Below are 16,683 nucleotides of genomic sequence, written 5' to 3'. Positions count from 1 at the left end.
AAACCTTAATCAATATCAAACGACACTTCAACCCAAACCGGCGAATCTTGCGATGCGGCAACAAGTTCAACATCGCCATTTGTTTGAAAGTATACTGTACCAACGTTACCACCTACGGAAGATACGAGAGATACTGAAAAGCCTCTTCTCTCTGATGTTCGAAATCCGACGGGCAAGTTAAACATTGCACCTTTTGCTGATGTGCGCCCCACAGCGCCTTTTATTTGCAATTTAGACCCTTTTAATCTGTAAAGGGGCGGGAATCTACTGTCTAATATAGAAAATCCGCTATTCAGCACAGGCACCGTCCATGCCGTTTTCGTGATTTTCGGCTCGTACAAACTTGCAGCATCTGTTTTCGCGTCATCAAGCGCTTTATCTGCTTTTGCTTGTGCGCCTTCTGTTGTTTCCTTTGCGTTCCAATTCGTTTTATCTGCTGAAGTTACGTGAATATCCGCATTATTTACATGTGCATTTAAGTCCGTTTGTTGTGCAAATTGTGACGGATTAAAACTGTCAAATTGCGTTTGTAGATTACTCGCTTCTGTCTGTAGTTTGCTCGTTTCTGTGTCAATTTTTGCGTCAAGTCCAGCTATTTCATTATCTAGCCGCATACTTTCACTTGTCACTTCATCGTGCAAACCTGTAATTTCTGTTTCAACATCAGCAATCAAACTTTCTAATCGCTCGAAATCACTTATATAACTCTCAGCAATAACTTTACCTTGAAGCGGGTCTTTCTCTACGTAATATGTGAAGCGAGGCATTCCGCTTAGTTCAGTTTTATCCGCTTTTTGCAAAATAAAACGGGCTGTATCATATACGCCCGGAACGGAAAACGCTTCTTTTACGAAAGTGTACTCGAAATATCCTTCGCTCAATCTGCCGGTATCAAAATGTAAATCGTCGATAACGTATTCGTTTGTTCCCGGTAAAACTACCGCAAACGTGGGCGTATACTCAGTTAAGTTCATTCCTTTACCGTCTAAGACGATTCGCGCCGCAATTGTTAATGAATTAATATCCCCCTGAACCGCCTCAATACGTTCAATACTCCAGCTTTTTCTGTTTAAATCTAGCGTTGCATTTATTTTTCGTAAGTTGCTCATTTGTTCACCTCATTTACTGATTTATTTACTAAGTCCTTCAACTCTTTTACTTCTGCTTTTAACGCTTCTTTTTCTGCTTCATTTTCTTTCGCGTATTGATAAAGCCAAGCAACCGAATTATATAAATCAATTGCTTTTCCGTCCGCTGTGGTCAATGAATCAGAAGCTTGTTCCGCAATAAAACCGATTTTTTTCTCATTAGTTTTATCTGCGATATGTGAATACGTATAAACGTCCGTTTCAGTAATAACTTGCTTAGCAGTTTTACCAAAAGCGGTTTTCTTCACTTTTCGTATGTTTTTCTTATATTCTTCTGAACTAGCAGTCTCAAAATTACTAGCTCGATGTGGCACGTAACGTAGTTGAGGACCTCCACCAGAAACCCACGTGTAGCGGTCAATTGAAGCTGTTTTGCCGTCAGGATTAGCGCCGATACAACACCAGCCGTCACTTTGAAGTAAAGGCGTTTCGATACCCGCGAAAGGAGATAGTCGAACAACTCTATCCGCATCTACTGCTCCTGTATTTTCGTTGACCGCTTCAATAGCAAGCCCTAAATCGCCGTTCGTGTTCAGTCTGACTTGCATTGCAGGATAAGCTTTACTTGTTGACTGTGTAGTTAAGTTAAAGCCTGTGCCGCCACCCATTTGCAACTCTTCGCGATACTGAGGCGCAGGGAGTCCCGGTAGAAAACTAGAATATAAAACATCGAAATATCCGCTCGAACCTGTGATGGTTACACCTTCAATGTCGATTGCTCGGAGGGTTCCAGTTGCAATTAGATCAGCTACTATTTTTCCGTCTTGTGTCAGACCAATCGTGTATTTTCCATTATAACCAGTCTTTGAATGTCCAAGACCCATTTGATTAAATCGCCACAAATTTACTGCCGTGCCAACATTATCCGTATCCATTATCAGTAATTCCGCCGGTTTTTCAGGAGGGCGAATGACTAGATTACCGCCCTGATTTCCAGTAATCTGATTTGTCAAATCGTCAACATATTCTTGCATTCGATTATCGCCAGCTTCTATTTCGTCCAACGTTGCCATTCCTGCGGTCATAGTTGATTTTAAGTCACTTTTGACAGAACCGACAACGCAAGTAATATATTTACCTCTCAAGCTGTCCATCGTGAACTCTACCATGCGTGCAGTTGCTTCTATATTTAACTCAGTATGAAATACAGATAATGTATCACCGATAAATATTCTATTCATATTTTGAAACATTTTATACTCTTCTGTTTGTCCTAAATCTTGAAAGCTTATTTCTAAATCTAATTTAGGCTCACTAATAGTATTACTAGAAAAATAATTTTTAGCTGCATTCCGAAGTGTGATTTCATCAACTACATTTTCATCAGAGGAATAATCAATTTCAACGGCGTTTATCTCATCCCCCATTTTGTAATTAGGAGAGTAAATATAACTCTCTAACAAAGAAATAACTGTATCTGAGTCGTTCACTGTTTTAATTGCGTAAGGCATGATTGCGTTTACCATATCAAGCGTATCAGTATTTATGTTCAAACCTGTCATATTCTTTCTATATGCAATCACAACACCGCTGTCTGTCCCTCTTTTTTTCAACATTGAAATTTTGTTTGTTGTTCTTTCAATTTCACCGCGCCATGTATCTAAAATAGAGCCTTCCACGCCGCCTATGCACGATAATGCATTTTTAAAACGCAAAAATGTACTATTCAATGTAGAAATATCTGAATAAAATTCAATGTTTGTAGGTTCAAGTAACGAGTCTTTCAATCTATTCATCGCAGTTCCACACGAAACTTTCTCTACTTTGAATTCTTTGACCATTTTTTTTCTTAATTTATTTGTTTGATGTGACGCTTTAATAATGAATGTATCAGCAAACAAACTCTTTTCCACCGTGTCTATTTCAAAAGGATTATAACCTCTCTGCGAATCAACAAATGCAGAAATATAACGTCCGTTTATCAATTCGTGCGCCTGAGAACCGTTTACAGGATATTCTAGTTCAAGTTCAAACTCTGCATTCATGACCTCATGAACCTCACAACGCACAGTTTCCGACAACGAACAAATTCCACTGTGAAGGAACTCTGTTTCATTTACTTCGTACAGAAGCGGAATATTTAAATTACGCTCGCCCATCGAGTCGTCACCTGCACTTTCGAAACATTTCCGCTCCAAGAAATCGTATTTTCTTCTAAATCAAAAAACGGAAATATGTTTTTGCTATAATATTTATTATTTATCGATACATAAGCGCTATCTATCACTTGATAAACTTCTCGCACTTCACTGTCTATTCCATAATCTCCTTGTAGTAAATCTTTAAATACAAATTCATTACCGTTCACATTAATAGTAATATCTCCCGAACCTGAAAACTCAATGAGCGGTTGAGAAATGGAAGAATTCATTTTATAAATTTTAGCCCCGTTTTCAATTACGGTAGGATAGATACCTGACAAATCATTTTTTAAAGGCGAGCATGTGACTTTCACTGTGAAAGGGACACCTTCGATATAGCTTGTTTGATATGATAAAGTTATTTCTGTGAATTTTACAGAATAATAATAGTTTTCATCAAAATAGAATTTTGCTAGATGATTCACAGAATCTTGCAATTTAGAAGTAATTTGATAATATTCATCAATAGCAGTTTCTGTATTTTGTGCTTTCAAAAATAACGATAATGTAAATTCGACAGGTAAGTATGTCCCGTCCCAATTCGTCAGTGGAACGAATCTTCCCGGAATATCTACAAGTGTTTCATTCCTTTCAGCTCGCGGAATTTCCGGTCGTTCTTGAATGTATACATTATTTTCATAAAAATTTACACCGTTAAAAATAAACTCTCCATTCCTCATATTGTCACACCCCCCATGCTACTATCTTTCCGTCTCGTTTGTTCAACAAGAATTTTTTGCATTTCTTTCTTCATTAAATTAATCATTGACTTGTCCACATTGCCATTCACATTGATAGTCAAATCGTATGTGTCTCCACCACTTTGCGGCATTGTGTCAGCAATCATTTTACCTATCGTGCCTAAATTTTTTGCATTCAACGGCAACACAGCTTCTTTCCCAGCTTCTCCGCCGACCATCGCAGAGCTTCCATTCATGCCAAACATGGTAGGTTTTGTTAAAATTCCACCTTTTGCGTACCAATCTACATCTATGCCTGACGGGAATTTTATCTCTTTGCCGAAGACCTTTTTTGTGCTTGTTTTTAAACTGAAATGTGGTAAGTCGGGCATGGATGGTTTAGGAATTTTTAAGATCAAGTTTTTGAAAAATCCTTTAATTTTATCAATAATTTTTTTTACACTGTCTTTTGCTTTTTCAATCGGATCAATGATTGATTTTTTTATTGCATCAAATTTTTCTTTAACAGCCCTTTTTGCGTCATCAAATTTTTCTTTAATAGAAGAAACTAAGTTACTAATTTTCTCTCTGACTTTGTTGTATGCTTCGACAACTGGGTCAATCATTCTTTGTTTCAACGCTGCCCATGCAGCTTTTGTAATAGCTTTAGCAAACTCCCATTTTTCTTTTATCCAATTTGCTAAATCAGTAAATTTTTGTCTAACATAGTTATAAGCCGCAACCACAGGGTCAATCATATATTTCTTAAATAGTAACCAGGCAACTTTTGTAATGAGTTTTACTTGTTCCCATTTCTCTTTTATCCAATTCACTATTTTTTTAAATATATCCTGAACCCATTTCCATACATTTTTCAAAGGCTCTATTATAAATGTTTCGAATGCTCCCCAAGCTATTTGAGTCACCGCAACAATTGTTAACCAAGCCCCTTCGATTAGAGTAGTAATTAGACTAATAATCGGGTCTAAGAAAGTCATTAACCCGTCCCAAACGGTAACGATAGTATCCACAATAGATTGCCAAACTTCCGAAGCAGTCGTTTTTATTAATTCCCATTTTTCTTTAAACCACTCAATAATCGGGTCCCAGAACTCCATCCATTTTTCTTTTAATCCATTCCAAATGTTTGCGAAAAACTCAACAATACCGTTCCAAATATCATAATTCCATTTAGCCCACGCAATGAAAAGGTCCATAAGCCATTCTTTTATTCCTTCCCATGCATCTGAAAAAATTTGCTTAACATTTTCCCATAAATCACTGAAAAAGTCTGCTATCGTTTCCCAAACGCCTTTCAACCAATCGACAATAGCGCCCCAGTTTTTTATAATTAGAATGACGGCGGCTATTGCTGCGGCTATTGCAGCAATGACGGCAATCACAGTACCCACAACGCTTCCTAATATTACAAACGCAGCAATTACTGGAGCCAATGCAGATACAATTGACATAATAACTGTAAACACCCCTGTCATTATTCCTACAAATTCCATGACTTTCTTCGAAAACGGGCTTAATTCATCAAACCATTTTTTTAAATCTTTAATTACACTTACAACTTTCGGGACTATTGTATTAGCTAGTTCCAATAAATATTCTCCTATTGGCGCGAGTGCCGTTTGTAATTCATGCCACATTTTAGTTAAGTCTTGTTTGCTATTTGTCTCTGTCAATTTTTCTGATGCGCCTTTTACATCATCATATTTCCCTTGTACTGCACCTAGCTCACCATTTAAATCGCCCATCGCAGTTAAAACTTTTACAGTATTGTCTTCTCCGAGAGACCCAAATATTGCTGATACAATAGATGCCCTTTCTTGTTCATCTCCAACTTTATTTATTTCAGTAGCCAAATTAGCGAAAATTTCATTGTTATCGTAGCCATCCTTTTTCATGTCCGCATACATGGTTTTCCACTTTCCGCCCAGACCTTCGACAGCTTTTTCTATCGAGTCATCTGACACACGAATCCCAAATTCTTTTACTAAATCATTAACCTTGTCTAAATTATAAGCGCCTGAATCCAAGCCAGCCTCTAAAGTTTCGAACATCCCTTGTGCGCTATAGCCGTTTTGCTTGAACTGCCCGGAATATTCTGCTAGATTGTCCCCCAATTCGTCCGTTTTATTGAGTCCGTTTTGCGCTCCCACAGTCATTAAATCAAATGATTGTTCAGCGGACAGCCCGTAGGTTTCCATCAAAGCATTAGCGCCGCGCAAAGTTTCGTTCATATCAGAATCGAATGTCTTAGAAAATGCAAGTGCTTTTTCTGTCACACTTTCTAAATCTGTTGCATTGAGGTCATTCAATTGTCTTTTCGTTTGAGTCAGCGCTTCGCCGGCTTCTTCGTACGAGTCAACTAAACCAGTATTGTAAAAATCTACAATTGTATCTTTAGTTTTCTTTGCTTCGTTACCAACCAGACCAAAATTTTTGTTAAATTTTCCTGTTGCAGCATCTGCATCTAAAGCACTGTCAAATGAAGCTTTCCCAAGCTCAATTACCTTATCTGTAACGCCTTGAACTGCTTCGGCTCCTTCCAACAGTATTCCAGTGTCCATTTTCTTACTCATGCCTTCGAGGGCTTCGCCAGTCTCATTACTTTCTGTCGATAAACCTTTTAAATCTGTTTTTACATTTTGAATACTTTTTCCATCATCTACTGTATCCAACGCATTTTTCATTTTACCCACATCTACATCAGTGCCTAACGCCGCGCGTCCAATTTTATTGATTGCTTGTTCGAGCTGGTCAGATGTCGCTGTACCATTTCTTATTGCATTTGTCAAACGACCACCTAAAATGTCAGCAAAATCATCTACGCTGGAACCTGTCGCTTCAAACAGTGTGTTAATGCGTTTTGTATTTTGACCTAACTTTTCTTGCTCTAGTTGCGCATTGTTTAACTGACCTTTGTACCCGTTTAAAGCGCCTTCTGTATATTCTATCTCACGTCTGAAAGCTCTATACTGTTCTTCTCCAATTTCACCGCTGTTAAATTGCGCTTCAACTTGACTTTCTGCTTGTCGTAATTGGTCTAATTTCTGCGTAGTTGTCTCTATTTGCTTCGTCAATAACTGTTGTTTTTGCGCAAGAGCTTCAACATTTCCGGGATTAAACTTCAATAGTTTTTCAACATCTTTTAGCTCACTTGTCAATTTAGTTGATTGACTGTTGACACTTTTAAGAGCGCTATTTAATCCCTTTGTATCACCATCGAGTTCAATAGTAATACCTTGTATTCTACCTTTTGCCAATTTATTTCCACCTCCTAAAATGCATCGAAGTCTGCTTGTGATGCTCTTCTAGCTTTTTTCTTTTTCTCCGGATTTTGTGCTTCTTCAAATTCTGCAAAATAATCCAAGCAAGAGCCTAGAGTCATTATTTCTAAATCATCAATCGTCAATCCAACTTGCTTACAAATATAAAAAAACGACTCAGCAGTCAGCGGTTCATCGCTAGCACTTTGAGACGTATCAGTTACTTTTTTTTCGTTTGAATACTTGCAGCAAGAAGGTCCTCAATATCGGGCATGATATCCACGATTGGGAATGAGTCGAATCCATCCAACCATTCTAGCGGTTCCGGAATATTGGGATTAGCAGTTTTAGCAAGAACCCAGATGAAATTATAAAGGACCTCAAAATCCAGAAGTGATAAATCACTATCCGCTAAATTGGTCATTTTTTTATTTTTCTTCATTGGCTCAATAGCTTTTGTCATTTTCAATAATTCACCAAAATAATCTTTACCGAATTGCTGTTTATATCTAAGTACAGTTGCCCCAGTGCTTTTAAGCGGGATTTTCTTACCATCAACTTCTATTGTTTTTTCCATTTCTCATCCTCCTAAATATTAAAAAAAGAACCTAGAAAAATTCTAGGCTCCCGCTGGTGTTTTTTCATAAACTGCTTTATACCAATTGTTGTAAATTTCATCAGGTACTCCCGCCGCTGTTTTTGTTTTAACTGCTTTATCTGTTGCGCGTGGTCCTGCTGAAAATGAAAGCTCATTCGTGTTAGGTTCTACAGAATCAGTTTTTGTAGAAGAAGCAACTGTCGGTCTGCTAGCAGTACAATTGTACAGAACTTGACGAACTGATTTTACATCACCATCAAATTCAAATAACAAAGCGAATGGTTTCGGTTTAGCATCCGATTTTTCGGTAAGTACACCATCAACCGTGTCCAGTTCTTCCCCTAAGCAGTCTGTTGCGAAACCTTCGGGAATACTTGCAATTGTCAACGTTCCTTCGTAACCTTGATTATTCGGTGCTTGATAATAAACAATGTTGTCCGCATAAAATTTAATCATATCTCCTTGCGGTTCCACGGAAATTTCTACTCCACCCGGCAATGGTTTAGGAGTATCGTATGTGATTACTCCATCAGTTTCACTGTATGTTGCATAATGTACATTTTCAAGTCCAAACAATACTTTATTTTCTTGTCCTTCCATTTAAATCATCCTCACATAATAATATTTTACAAACATTTTTTCGCTCTCAATCCACTCTGTAGTTGAAGAGTTAAAAGGCAGTTTGTTAGCCAATAAAACATTTTCTAATTTTCGTTCTATGTCTATTGCTTTAAATTCTGTGTAGAGTTCAATAGTATAGTCATTGATGATTTTCCAAACGCTATTGTCTGCCATCGAGTTGTCACTATCTCCTTCTACATAAGTTATAAAAGGCAGAGAGGGGATAGGTGTTTCACTTGTTTCTGTGAAATGATCATACGCAACTGGTATTTCAGTGCTATCTAATATTTCTTTTAAATTCATTTTTTAAGCACCCTCTCCGTCTCTGCTAAATAATCTTTGATAATTTCTTGTTCTACAGGTTCTATGTGTTTAATACCTTTCACTCGACCACCACCACGTTTAGCATGACCATTTTCTAAGAGATGTGTTAGTCCAGGTCTTTTCGCATTGTAGATAACATAACCATTAGCCACTTTTTTCATTTTCCAGCCAGAAGCATATGTCCCTTTTAGAACTGGACTTTTTTGTTTTATCTTTCGCACACCGTCGCTAACAACCTTTTTTTGAACTACTTCCAGATCTTTTTCAACATCTTTTGTATATGCTTTTAATGATTCAGCGATAACGCTATTCAAATTTTTAACTTTCAAATTCTATCACCGCTTTCCCAAATCACGTTCACATGTTAATTCTAATCTTTCTAAATCAACATTATACGTTCGAATAATTACATACATTTCGCCTTCAAAAATAAGCTTTGTTTCATTGTTATATTCGTAAGCATGTATATTCAAAACGAGGGATGGTTTGAATCCGCTAGAACTAGCTTCGTAGAATTCTTGACGTGTGACGTTTTTCTTTTCACAGAGTATGACATTTTCGAATGTTTGTGGAATTTGATTCCCTACATCGTCCATAATCAATTTTTCTGAAACTAAAGTGACCTCATTGTTCCAGTTCATCTATGCCCACCTCTCGATATTGAATAATAAGATTGTGTAAACGATACTGTAAATGGCGTGGCATGTTTTCAGATTCACGATTGTTGTATCTCCAAGAAGTGTAGTCAACTACAAACATTAAATGATTCGCATCGTCAGCATTTAAAACAATGCTTTTTTCATTTTCTAATTCTTGAATTACTCCGCTGATTATTGCAAGCAAATAGGTATCTCTAACATTGCTAGAAATACCTTCCCTTGCTTTAACAAGTTCTAAAACAGTGTCTGTATTCATCACTTATCACTTTCTAACTCTGCAATAAGCGGTTCACCTAATTTATTATCAGATGACAATAATTCATCTACACGAGGTTTTTTCGGTTTCCCGCGAAAAGGATATTTATCCCCTTTACGATAAATATGCTTTCCATCTTCCAAATCAGAAAAACTTTTTAGCACAACATATTTACTCATATTCTCACGCTCCTTGTGTGAATGTTAAGAAATATCCAGCTTTAGAATCTGCTTGTTTTACATCAAAACGAGTGCCGATTTGTAAATATTGACCGTAGATTTCGTTCTCTACCCAACGCGCGGTGATGTCCACACGGTCAGCAAATAGAACAGCACGTTTTAAATCGCCTAAAAATGCATGTGCTTCTCCTGCGAGACCTAGAAGTTCATCATTAACAACTTCCAATTTAATTCCGAACAGAGAAGTTCCGGAAGGTGAAGTAATATCACGATGTAAAATATATTGACCGTCGGAATCTTTCAAAGTATCAACCCACTGTAGAAAACTTTGAGATACGACCGCATTACGTTCGTATGCAGGATCTAATGTTACATTTAGAATTTGTTTAATATCATCTGTATCTGTCACAGCTTTAGCAGTAAATGTTTTTAACACTTCTGAAATAGCATAATTTGTTGTATTGATTTTTTGTTCCTGTGCATTTTCCGATACGATGCTAACTAAGTCGACTGCCGCATCGTCAATAGATTCTTGAGAAATCGGAATAGCTCCACGATAAGTTACAACTTCCCAATTAATTTGCTCAAATTCAGGTTTTGCTAGTTGAGGATTAGCTTCCAGTTCAGGTACAGAATTTAATCGAGCTGTAGCACGTTTTAAAATCGGATATTTACCAGAAGCGGTGCTAACTTTTGTTTTAGATACTAATTCAGCTAAATTAGTGACAGTCTTGACTTCCTTTTCAGGTGAATAAATAATTTCTTCTGGAATAATAACGCCTGCATCAGTAGATACTAACCCAGCTCGCGTTTGCCCTTTCGTACGAATAAATGTATTTACTGCACTACGTACTTCTTTATCTTTATATTTTCCCATGCGCTCTTCGTCCTCTCCTTTTTCTTCGTCTTTAGAAGCGTTAGGTTTTTCATTTGCTTCTTCTAGTTCTTTTTCCAACTCTTTTATTTTTGCTGTTAATTCGTCACGTTCTTTTTCTAATTTTTCTTTTTCGTTTTCCAAATCATCAACACTTTTTTCAACAGTGTTAACTTCTTCTTCCGTTTTTGCTTCTTCAAGTGCGCGAGTTAATACGTCTTCTTGTTCTTTAAAAGATTTAGAACGAGTTTCCAACTCCTCTAATTCACTGCGTTTTGAATCTAATTTTTTTTGAATCATTAATTGTTTTAATGCCATAATTTCAATCTCTCCTTTAATTGATTTTTTTTTGCTTCTAGTTTTCGTTGTTCATGTTTTTTGACATCATTTTGTCTCGCTTCGACACCTGTATCTGAATAAGCTGGAAATGTACAAACAGAAACTTCATGTAGTTCTACTTCTTCTAACGACCATTTGACTGAACCATCATCACGCCATTCTTCTTGTTCTTTAATAATGTTGAAACCGAAACTGCATTGACTTACATCCCCTCGTTTCACTCGTTCATACAAATTAATTGCATCGGAATCTAAAGGATTAATTTTTATTTGTCCCCAAAGTCCTTTGTCATCTACACGGAGTGATAGAGTCTCAGAAACATTCCGTCCTAAAACAAGTGCGGTATCATGATTGATTAAAGCTCTAACATCGTTTTCTAACGTATTGTCAAAAGCGCCGGGTAATATTTCTTCAAAAGCGCCGGGAAATAATTCTGTTTCAGAATTAAAAACAGCGAAATAGCCTTCAATGACTTTTTCGCTTTCATCTGTTTCATTTGTATTTAGTTCTGCTCGTCTATTGACTATTTGACGTGCTCCATTTCTATTAGTCATTCATCATCACCTCCTTTAAGCTTGTTTTGGTTTCCTAGCTTTTCAACAGGGATGAAGTTTTCTAACGCAAGTAATTCTTCCATGTCTTCACGAGGCGCCATACCAATCCAGTCACGAAGTTCGTTCCTGCTCATTGCCATTCTATCCACCATTTGACCACCTGCAGTAACTAATTCCGTAATGTCGTATGAGTATAAACTTCGAGGATTTAGTTTGAAAAATCGTGATGGACTGATTAATAAATCTCTAGTCAACGTTTGCGAGATAATCATTGCGATTGACATAATTCGAGTATTGATAAAATTATTGAATTCATTTTTGTTAAACTCTCCAACACCAAGAAAAAAAGCAGGTACTCCTAAGAGTCCCGCTACTGTTTTCTTATCAATATTTACTGCTTCATTAATAGCAATATCAGTCAAGCTCAAAGGTTTAACCTGTTCTATTTCTATTAAATCCGCTGGAATTATCCAAGGTTTTCCTTCTTCTGTCCGTTTTAAATACATATCTTCAATTTTGTTTTTGCCTTTTTCCGATGCCAATTCTGCCGCATTTGCATCTACTTTTACAATCAAGTTCGGCATAAATTTACTGCTCATAAATGCTTTTTTTGTTGCTGTTGCTTGATTTAAATTATCCACAAGTGATTTTAAAGCTATCCTATAACCTGTTCCGATAAACGGATATTCCGGATCTGGATTAATAGCAAAATGGACCACTTCGTCAGGATAGTATGTTTTATTTTTATAATGAATCTTATACGAATCGTCGCTTACATCGAAATCAATTAGAGCTGGGTCAAGGGGTTTTAACTCGCTAATCAATCCATTTTTTATTTCAGGTAAAACAATCGCATTTCCATCACCATAAAGTAACAAATTAGATACGATGTTATAAATCCATGTTTTTCGAGTCATGAGTGAGTACGGATTAATATCAATCTTTCGAGACAATTCGTCTCTAATTCTAATATCTCCTTTTTCCGTATTTTCCATCAAATGCACCGTCATGTTAGAAACTAAGTCTGCTATTTTATCGACGGCAATTTTCACCTCTGCATTATCGGAAAGCTTAGTATATCCGCTATTCAACGCAAAATTATAAGACTCTCCATTCCAAACAAAACCAAAGTCTTGAGATCGTTTCTTTCTCCACGGAACTTTAATTCTCCAATTCATTTGTTCACCTCCCTCAATTTGAATTAAGCCATTTGCTTGCTACTGCACTCATTTGTATATCTTCTAACATTTGCACAGCTCCAAATACTGCGGCATCGAACAAGTCAATACGTTGCGAACCACCATCGCCATCTACTTTTTCGTATTGAATCATGTCATCCGTTTTTTCAATAGCTCGGACATTTTGAACACAATATTCAAATGATTGATTGTGACAATAATAAAAATGTCCATCTTTTGCTTTTGTTTCAATACGTCTAAATCCTTCTGATTTTTTATAGAAATATTGAGGTTGGTCTACTATTTTAATACCGCTCTTTTTCATCAAGTAAAAGAATTCACGACCGAATTTTTTGTCAAAGCCTACAAGTTTAATGTCAAAACCTTTATTCTTCATTTCTTTAAACCAGTTGACTATCACCGCGAAATTGGTAGTCGGAGTGTTCGTCATTGTCAATACTCCATCATCCTTCCAACCAAATAATGGTATATTGTCCTCATCCGCTTTTTTATTTGCCATTACAACTGGAAAGAAAGCATGTGTGATAACAATGTCTACTTCCACACCGTCATTCATTACATATCTTCCATAAAGCGCGGCTGCTGTTAAATCATGAAGTTTTGCCAAGTCGGCACCGCCGTACCATTTAATCGGCAGTTTAGCTAATTCTTCTAAGGTCCAGTTATATTTTGAATCAGAAGTTTTAAACTCATCTATATTAAAGTATGCTTTCATTGCGCTAGTATATATATTTAAAGATTTAGATAGAAAGTCTTTTCTTTGCTGCGGATCGTTTTGCGCTTGTAAACTGTCATTTGTCATATCAGCAGGTCGGATAGTAATCCCGTAATTTGGATTTGCTTTTTCATGTTGTATTGGATTTGTGTAATCCACTTCGCCTTTTTTATCTTCATCCGCTTTTGCTATAAAAACAAAATAAGCCTCATCTTTTACAGTGTCGTCTAAAATCTTTTTGCAATACTGTAAGCGCTGATAACAAAAAGAGCTCATATTATCACCAGCCGTAGTGATACCAATCATCAGTTTATTTGTATATGCCTTCATTGCTTCCTTTATAATGTTGTACTGTTTAGGAGTTTTATACGCATGTAATTCGTCTGCAATTCCTACATTGCAATTGAGGGAATCTTGTCGGTCTGGGTTAGCAGCTAGTGCTTTAATATATAAAGAACCATCTCCAAAATCACCAGAAATGCTATGCTCTTGGTTATTATCTAAAACACGAAATGAATCCTCTTCTCCCATTTCTTTAATATTAAAGTTAATGAAATTAAAGCTTTGTAAAGATTGTTCCAAAGCAGCGCCAACGATATAAATTTTTGACCCCGACTTTCTTTCTAAAAGTGCTAACGCCCACGACAATGCTGCAACAAATCTAGTTTTACCGTTTTTTCGAGGTAAAAAAATAAACGCTTCTTTGAAACGTCTAATGATTGTACCCTTTATATAAAATCCCAATAAGGAATAAATAATAAATTTTTGCCAGGGCTCTAAAATAAACGGACTACCTCGAAGCGGAGTTCCGTCAATTCTTTCCCCTTGATCATGAACAAAAGTTCTTTCAATAATCCCAATCACAAATTCTGCATCTTTAGGATTGAATTCGTATTCTTTATTTTTCAAATCCTTTTTAAATCTTTTCGCCGCTTGTTGTATTTCTTTCCCCGCTATTTTTTTGCCTTTCACAACATCATTTACATAATTCATCACACTATCGTAATTTGAAAAATCTATTGCAGTCATCGCATTTCACTCAATATATCCGATAAGCTAGATTGCTTTTTATTTTCAGTTGTGATGTTTTCGATTGCACGCGGGTTTAAACACAATCGGTCAGAGTAAGCAATGATGTCTTTTCTTAGATTTTCCAGAGTTGCTACAATAGCAGATTTCTTTGTTCCGCCAGCTGCTGTTGAAGTTTCGTATTGATAATTAGAGTCAATAAATTTCTTCTGCGCATCATCGTATTGAGTTAATAAATCACAATAAATAGTTATGATATTGTCGTACTCCGTTTTATAAACTCCCAATCCTTTCATATCTTGGATCACTCTTTCTTTTACAGAGAGAGGTTTATATTTTTCTATACTTTCAACTTTACTCTTTTTTGCCATTGAAGTTCCTCCTTTCTAAAAAAGTTTTCTCATCATCGCGCTATTGGAAAAAGTCCCCACCCTCGGTATCCCCAGAGCCTTTTTTTAGAACGTTTGGTAGGGGGGATGAATAAAATGCCTCGAATTCCTTTTTGCGCTTTTCTTCCCACATCAGACCTTCTCTGGTCAATTCATGAGATTCACGCTTATGCATTGAATTATGCGAACGATTTGATAAAGAAATTAAATTCCAATCTTCAAATGCAAGTTCTGGGTATTCTTCTTTTGTAAAGATATGATGAACCATCTCAGCAGACTCCGTTCGACCATAGCGCTTCGCTTCTTGACAAAGGTATTCATCTCTTCTAAGTATCTTCTTGCGTTTGCGTTTCCACTTCTGTGTTAGATAAAATGGGTCTGTTGGTTTGTAACTCATGATATGCAACTCCTATATAAAAAGCCCCGAATGATTCGGAGCTGTGATTATTAATATAATCCGTAGTTATAAAACCATTAAACTTCTACGGTGCCATTCGTCAATGACTTGTTTTTATTTCCCTCATTTAACAAACTACTGCTTACCGATTTGGCTGAGGTAGCTACTTACTGCGTACAGCAGTTGCATGGATATTATAAAACGTCCTCGGCTGTGGCACATTTCTAAGAGGTGTCCGAAGTTCTATTCAGTTAATATACTCGGCAAGGATTTGCACCTTGCATGAACTAATTAGTTTGTTTTACAGGAGTTTTAAGCTAAGACATACGTTCCTTAGCTACATTAGTTCTATCCTGTGCTTCGTCTACCTATTCCGCCACGAGTATTGAGATTGAACAAGAAGGTGTCTCTTGTTGGGACTAGTGAGGTTGGAATGAGATGCGTCTCCCATCAAGACCAACGATCAGATACAAAGCCTCTGCCAGGCAACATAGCATCCTCCTGCTATGTCATCATGTGATTATAGATGCTCAGTTCCGTCTAACAGTTCATGTCCCATTGCTTCGATTTCATTATCTGAAGCAACACCTTTAATCGCTGATATGTGAGACATCTTATTTGTTCTTGAGTAATAAGACGGAATGAACCCATTATGTTTGTTTCTTAGTTCTTGACGTTCTTTATATAATGCTTTAATAGAAGGAACAAGACGTCTAATATTTTGTTCAATAAATCTAGTTGGTATTCTAATAATTTCCCAACCGTGTTCAGATTTATTCAAAGTATTAAGGATAAACACATCTCGTTCTGAATCTTTACCAATCCTAAAACGATGGTGCCCTCCATCAATCTCTAATACAACCTTCATGTCTGGCAAAATAAAATCTACTCGTTTGCGCCCTATTCTTTGTTGTGTTTTTACTTTAATCTGACTTCTTAACAATTCGATACAAGCCATTACTTCATGGGCAGAATCAAACTTGCTACTGTCATTCCTATAAAATTGGGCTACTGTGTTATATGGGTCAAGGTATTCATCCATTTTCATACTACAGTGTTCTTGCATTTCTATAAGATGTATTGCTCTTTCAAGTGTTGCTTCGATTTTGTGCGCAATATATTCTTTTTTCTTTTCTTCTATTTTTTTTCGATACTTATGTTGGCATTCAACGCATAAGTTTCTACCTCCAGACAAATCTCTGAAATGTACGGAAGCTTCCTGCGAAATATATTGCTCGCATTCCCAACACCTAACTAAATTCATATAGTCCCCTCGACTTTCATTTTTAATAGGCCCTGC

The 16,683-nt window shown here is 36.6% G+C and carries 19 protein-coding genes; all 19 read right to left on the bottom strand.

The features are described 5' to 3' along the window. Positions 1-5 precede the first annotated feature (5 nt). Entirely contained in the window at positions 6-1,109 is a 1,104-nt protein-coding gene (locus tag JL53_RS03805) for a BppU family phage baseplate upper protein (RefSeq protein WP_038406820.1), read from the bottom strand. Next, positions 1,106-3,247 carry a phage tail spike protein gene (locus JL53_RS03800; RefSeq protein WP_038406819.1) on the bottom strand — a complete coding sequence of 714 codons (2,142 nt, stop codon included), beginning with the start codon at positions 3,245-3,247 and terminating at the stop codon, positions 1,106-1,108. Before JL53_RS03800 ends, JL53_RS03805 begins: the two co-directional genes overlap by 4 nt. Next, positions 3,229-3,969: a hypothetical protein gene (locus tag JL53_RS03795; RefSeq protein ID WP_038406818.1), complete on the bottom strand. Its 741-nt coding sequence runs from the start codon at positions 3,967-3,969 to the stop codon at positions 3,229-3,231. Before JL53_RS03795 ends, JL53_RS03800 begins: the two co-directional genes overlap by 19 nt. Then, complete coding sequence (locus tag JL53_RS03790; protein ID WP_038406817.1) at positions 3,966-7,247, bottom strand: phage tail tape measure protein; 3,282 nt, start codon at positions 7,245-7,247, stop codon at positions 3,966-3,968. Before JL53_RS03790 ends, JL53_RS03795 begins: the two co-directional genes overlap by 4 nt. Before the next feature lie 14 nt (positions 7,248-7,261). Beyond that, positions 7,262-7,396, bottom strand: coding sequence for a hypothetical protein (locus JL53_RS15940; protein WP_260443740.1), 135 nt, complete (start codon positions 7,394-7,396; stop codon positions 7,262-7,264). Between the two features lie 74 nt (positions 7,397-7,470). Then, positions 7,471-7,827, bottom strand: a complete 357-nt coding sequence (locus tag JL53_RS03785) for a hypothetical protein (protein WP_038406816.1) — start codon at positions 7,825-7,827, stop codon at positions 7,471-7,473. Positions 7,828-7,869: 42 nt separating this feature from the next. Further along, positions 7,870-8,448, bottom strand: coding sequence for a major tail protein (locus tag JL53_RS03780; RefSeq protein WP_010991264.1), 579 nt, complete (start codon positions 8,446-8,448; stop codon positions 7,870-7,872). After that, on the bottom strand, positions 8,449-8,772 hold the full coding sequence (locus JL53_RS03775) for a hypothetical protein (RefSeq protein ID WP_038406815.1): 324 nt from the start codon (positions 8,770-8,772) through the stop codon (positions 8,449-8,451). Next, entirely contained in the window at positions 8,769-9,122 is a 354-nt protein-coding gene (locus JL53_RS03770; RefSeq protein ID WP_038406814.1) for an HK97 gp10 family phage protein, read from the bottom strand. Before JL53_RS03770 ends, JL53_RS03775 begins: the two co-directional genes overlap by 4 nt. A gap of 6 nt (positions 9,123-9,128) precedes the next feature. Continuing rightward, positions 9,129-9,434: a phage head closure protein gene (locus tag JL53_RS03765; protein WP_038406813.1), complete on the bottom strand. Its 306-nt coding sequence runs from the start codon at positions 9,432-9,434 to the stop codon at positions 9,129-9,131. After that, entirely contained in the window at positions 9,418-9,708 is a 291-nt protein-coding gene (locus JL53_RS03760; RefSeq protein ID WP_038406812.1) for a hypothetical protein, read from the bottom strand. Before JL53_RS03760 ends, JL53_RS03765 begins: the two co-directional genes overlap by 17 nt. Further along, positions 9,708-9,887 (bottom strand): hypothetical protein, encoded by a 180-nt coding sequence (locus tag JL53_RS03755; RefSeq protein ID WP_038406811.1) that lies wholly within the window; start codon positions 9,885-9,887, stop codon positions 9,708-9,710. The genes JL53_RS03760 and JL53_RS03755 overlap by 1 nt, the downstream gene beginning before the upstream one ends. 4 nt (positions 9,888-9,891) lie before the next feature. Next, on the bottom strand, positions 9,892-11,079 hold the full coding sequence (locus JL53_RS03750; RefSeq protein WP_038406810.1) for a phage major capsid protein: 1,188 nt from the start codon (positions 11,077-11,079) through the stop codon (positions 9,892-9,894). Further along, on the bottom strand, positions 11,070-11,654 hold the full coding sequence (locus JL53_RS03745; protein ID WP_038406809.1) for an HK97 family phage prohead protease: 585 nt from the start codon (positions 11,652-11,654) through the stop codon (positions 11,070-11,072). The genes JL53_RS03750 and JL53_RS03745 overlap by 10 nt, the downstream gene beginning before the upstream one ends. Continuing rightward, positions 11,651-12,832, bottom strand: coding sequence for a phage portal protein (locus JL53_RS03740; RefSeq protein WP_038406808.1), 1,182 nt, complete (start codon positions 12,830-12,832; stop codon positions 11,651-11,653). The genes JL53_RS03745 and JL53_RS03740 overlap by 4 nt, the downstream gene beginning before the upstream one ends. 13 nt (positions 12,833-12,845) lie before the next feature. Further along, complete coding sequence (locus tag JL53_RS03735; protein ID WP_038406807.1) at positions 12,846-14,597, bottom strand: terminase large subunit; 1,752 nt, start codon at positions 14,595-14,597, stop codon at positions 12,846-12,848. After that, a complete protein-coding gene (locus JL53_RS03730) occupies positions 14,594-14,968 on the bottom strand; it encodes a P27 family phage terminase small subunit (protein ID WP_038406806.1) in 375 nt (124 codons plus the stop codon). The genes JL53_RS03735 and JL53_RS03730 overlap by 4 nt, the downstream gene beginning before the upstream one ends. Positions 14,969-15,008: 40 nt before the next feature. Then, the gene (locus JL53_RS03725; protein WP_038406805.1) at positions 15,009-15,383 is read right to left on the bottom strand and encodes an HNH endonuclease; all 375 of its coding nucleotides are present in this window, start codon (positions 15,381-15,383) and stop codon (positions 15,009-15,011) included. Positions 15,384-15,903: 520 nt separating this feature from the next. Then, a complete protein-coding gene (locus JL53_RS03720) occupies positions 15,904-16,647 on the bottom strand; it encodes an endonuclease domain-containing protein (protein ID WP_038406804.1) in 744 nt (247 codons plus the stop codon). Positions 16,648-16,683: the final 36 nt, after the last annotated feature.

This window comes from Listeria ivanovii subsp. londoniensis, from assembly GCF_000763495.1.
Taxonomy (GTDB): domain Bacteria; phylum Bacillota; class Bacilli; order Lactobacillales; family Listeriaceae; genus Listeria; species Listeria londoniensis.
Note: the sequence above shows the minus strand (reverse complement) of the source record. Positions and strands in the feature narration are given on the sequence as shown.

What these genes read in the sequence shown, in the direction of transcription:
- JL53_RS03805 (WP_038406820.1), bottom strand. Translation starts at nt 1,109, where the DNA reads ATGAGCAACTTACGAAAAATAAATGCAACGCTAGATTTAAACAGAAAA.
- JL53_RS03800 (WP_038406819.1), bottom strand. Translation starts at nt 3,247, where the DNA reads ATGGGCGAGCGTAATTTAAATATTCCGCTTCTGTACGAAGTAAATGAA.
- JL53_RS03795 (WP_038406818.1), bottom strand. Translation starts at nt 3,969, where the DNA reads ATGAGGAATGGAGAGTTTATTTTTAACGGTGTAAATTTTTATGAAAAT.
- JL53_RS03785 (WP_038406816.1), bottom strand. Translation starts at nt 7,827, where the DNA reads ATGGAAAAAACAATAGAAGTTGATGGTAAGAAAATCCCGCTTAAAAGC.
- JL53_RS03780 (WP_010991264.1), bottom strand. Translation starts at nt 8,448, where the DNA reads ATGGAAGGACAAGAAAATAAAGTATTGTTTGGACTTGAAAATGTACAT.
- JL53_RS03775 (WP_038406815.1), bottom strand. Translation starts at nt 8,772, where the DNA reads ATGAATTTAAAAGAAATATTAGATAGCACTGAAATACCAGTTGCGTAT.
- JL53_RS03765 (WP_038406813.1), bottom strand. Translation starts at nt 9,434, where the DNA reads ATGAACTGGAACAATGAGGTCACTTTAGTTTCAGAAAAATTGATTATG.
- JL53_RS03760 (WP_038406812.1), bottom strand. Translation starts at nt 9,708, where the DNA reads ATGAATACAGACACTGTTTTAGAACTTGTTAAAGCAAGGGAAGGTATT.
- JL53_RS03755 (WP_038406811.1), bottom strand. Translation starts at nt 9,887, where the DNA reads ATGAGTAAATATGTTGTGCTAAAAAGTTTTTCTGATTTGGAAGATGGA.
- JL53_RS03750 (WP_038406810.1), bottom strand. Translation starts at nt 11,079, where the DNA reads ATGGCATTAAAACAATTAATGATTCAAAAAAAATTAGATTCAAAACGC.
- JL53_RS03745 (WP_038406809.1), bottom strand. Translation starts at nt 11,654, where the DNA reads ATGACTAATAGAAATGGAGCACGTCAAATAGTCAATAGACGAGCAGAA.
- JL53_RS03740 (WP_038406808.1), bottom strand. Translation starts at nt 12,832, where the DNA reads ATGAATTGGAGAATTAAAGTTCCGTGGAGAAAGAAACGATCTCAAGAC.
- JL53_RS03735 (WP_038406807.1), bottom strand. Translation starts at nt 14,597, where the DNA reads ATGACTGCAATAGATTTTTCAAATTACGATAGTGTGATGAATTATGTA.
- JL53_RS03730 (WP_038406806.1), bottom strand. Translation starts at nt 14,968, where the DNA reads ATGGCAAAAAAGAGTAAAGTTGAAAGTATAGAAAAATATAAACCTCTC.
- JL53_RS03725 (WP_038406805.1), bottom strand. Translation starts at nt 15,383, where the DNA reads ATGAGTTACAAACCAACAGACCCATTTTATCTAACACAGAAGTGGAAA.
- JL53_RS03720 (WP_038406804.1), bottom strand. Translation starts at nt 16,647, where the DNA reads ATGAATTTAGTTAGGTGTTGGGAATGCGAGCAATATATTTCGCAGGAA.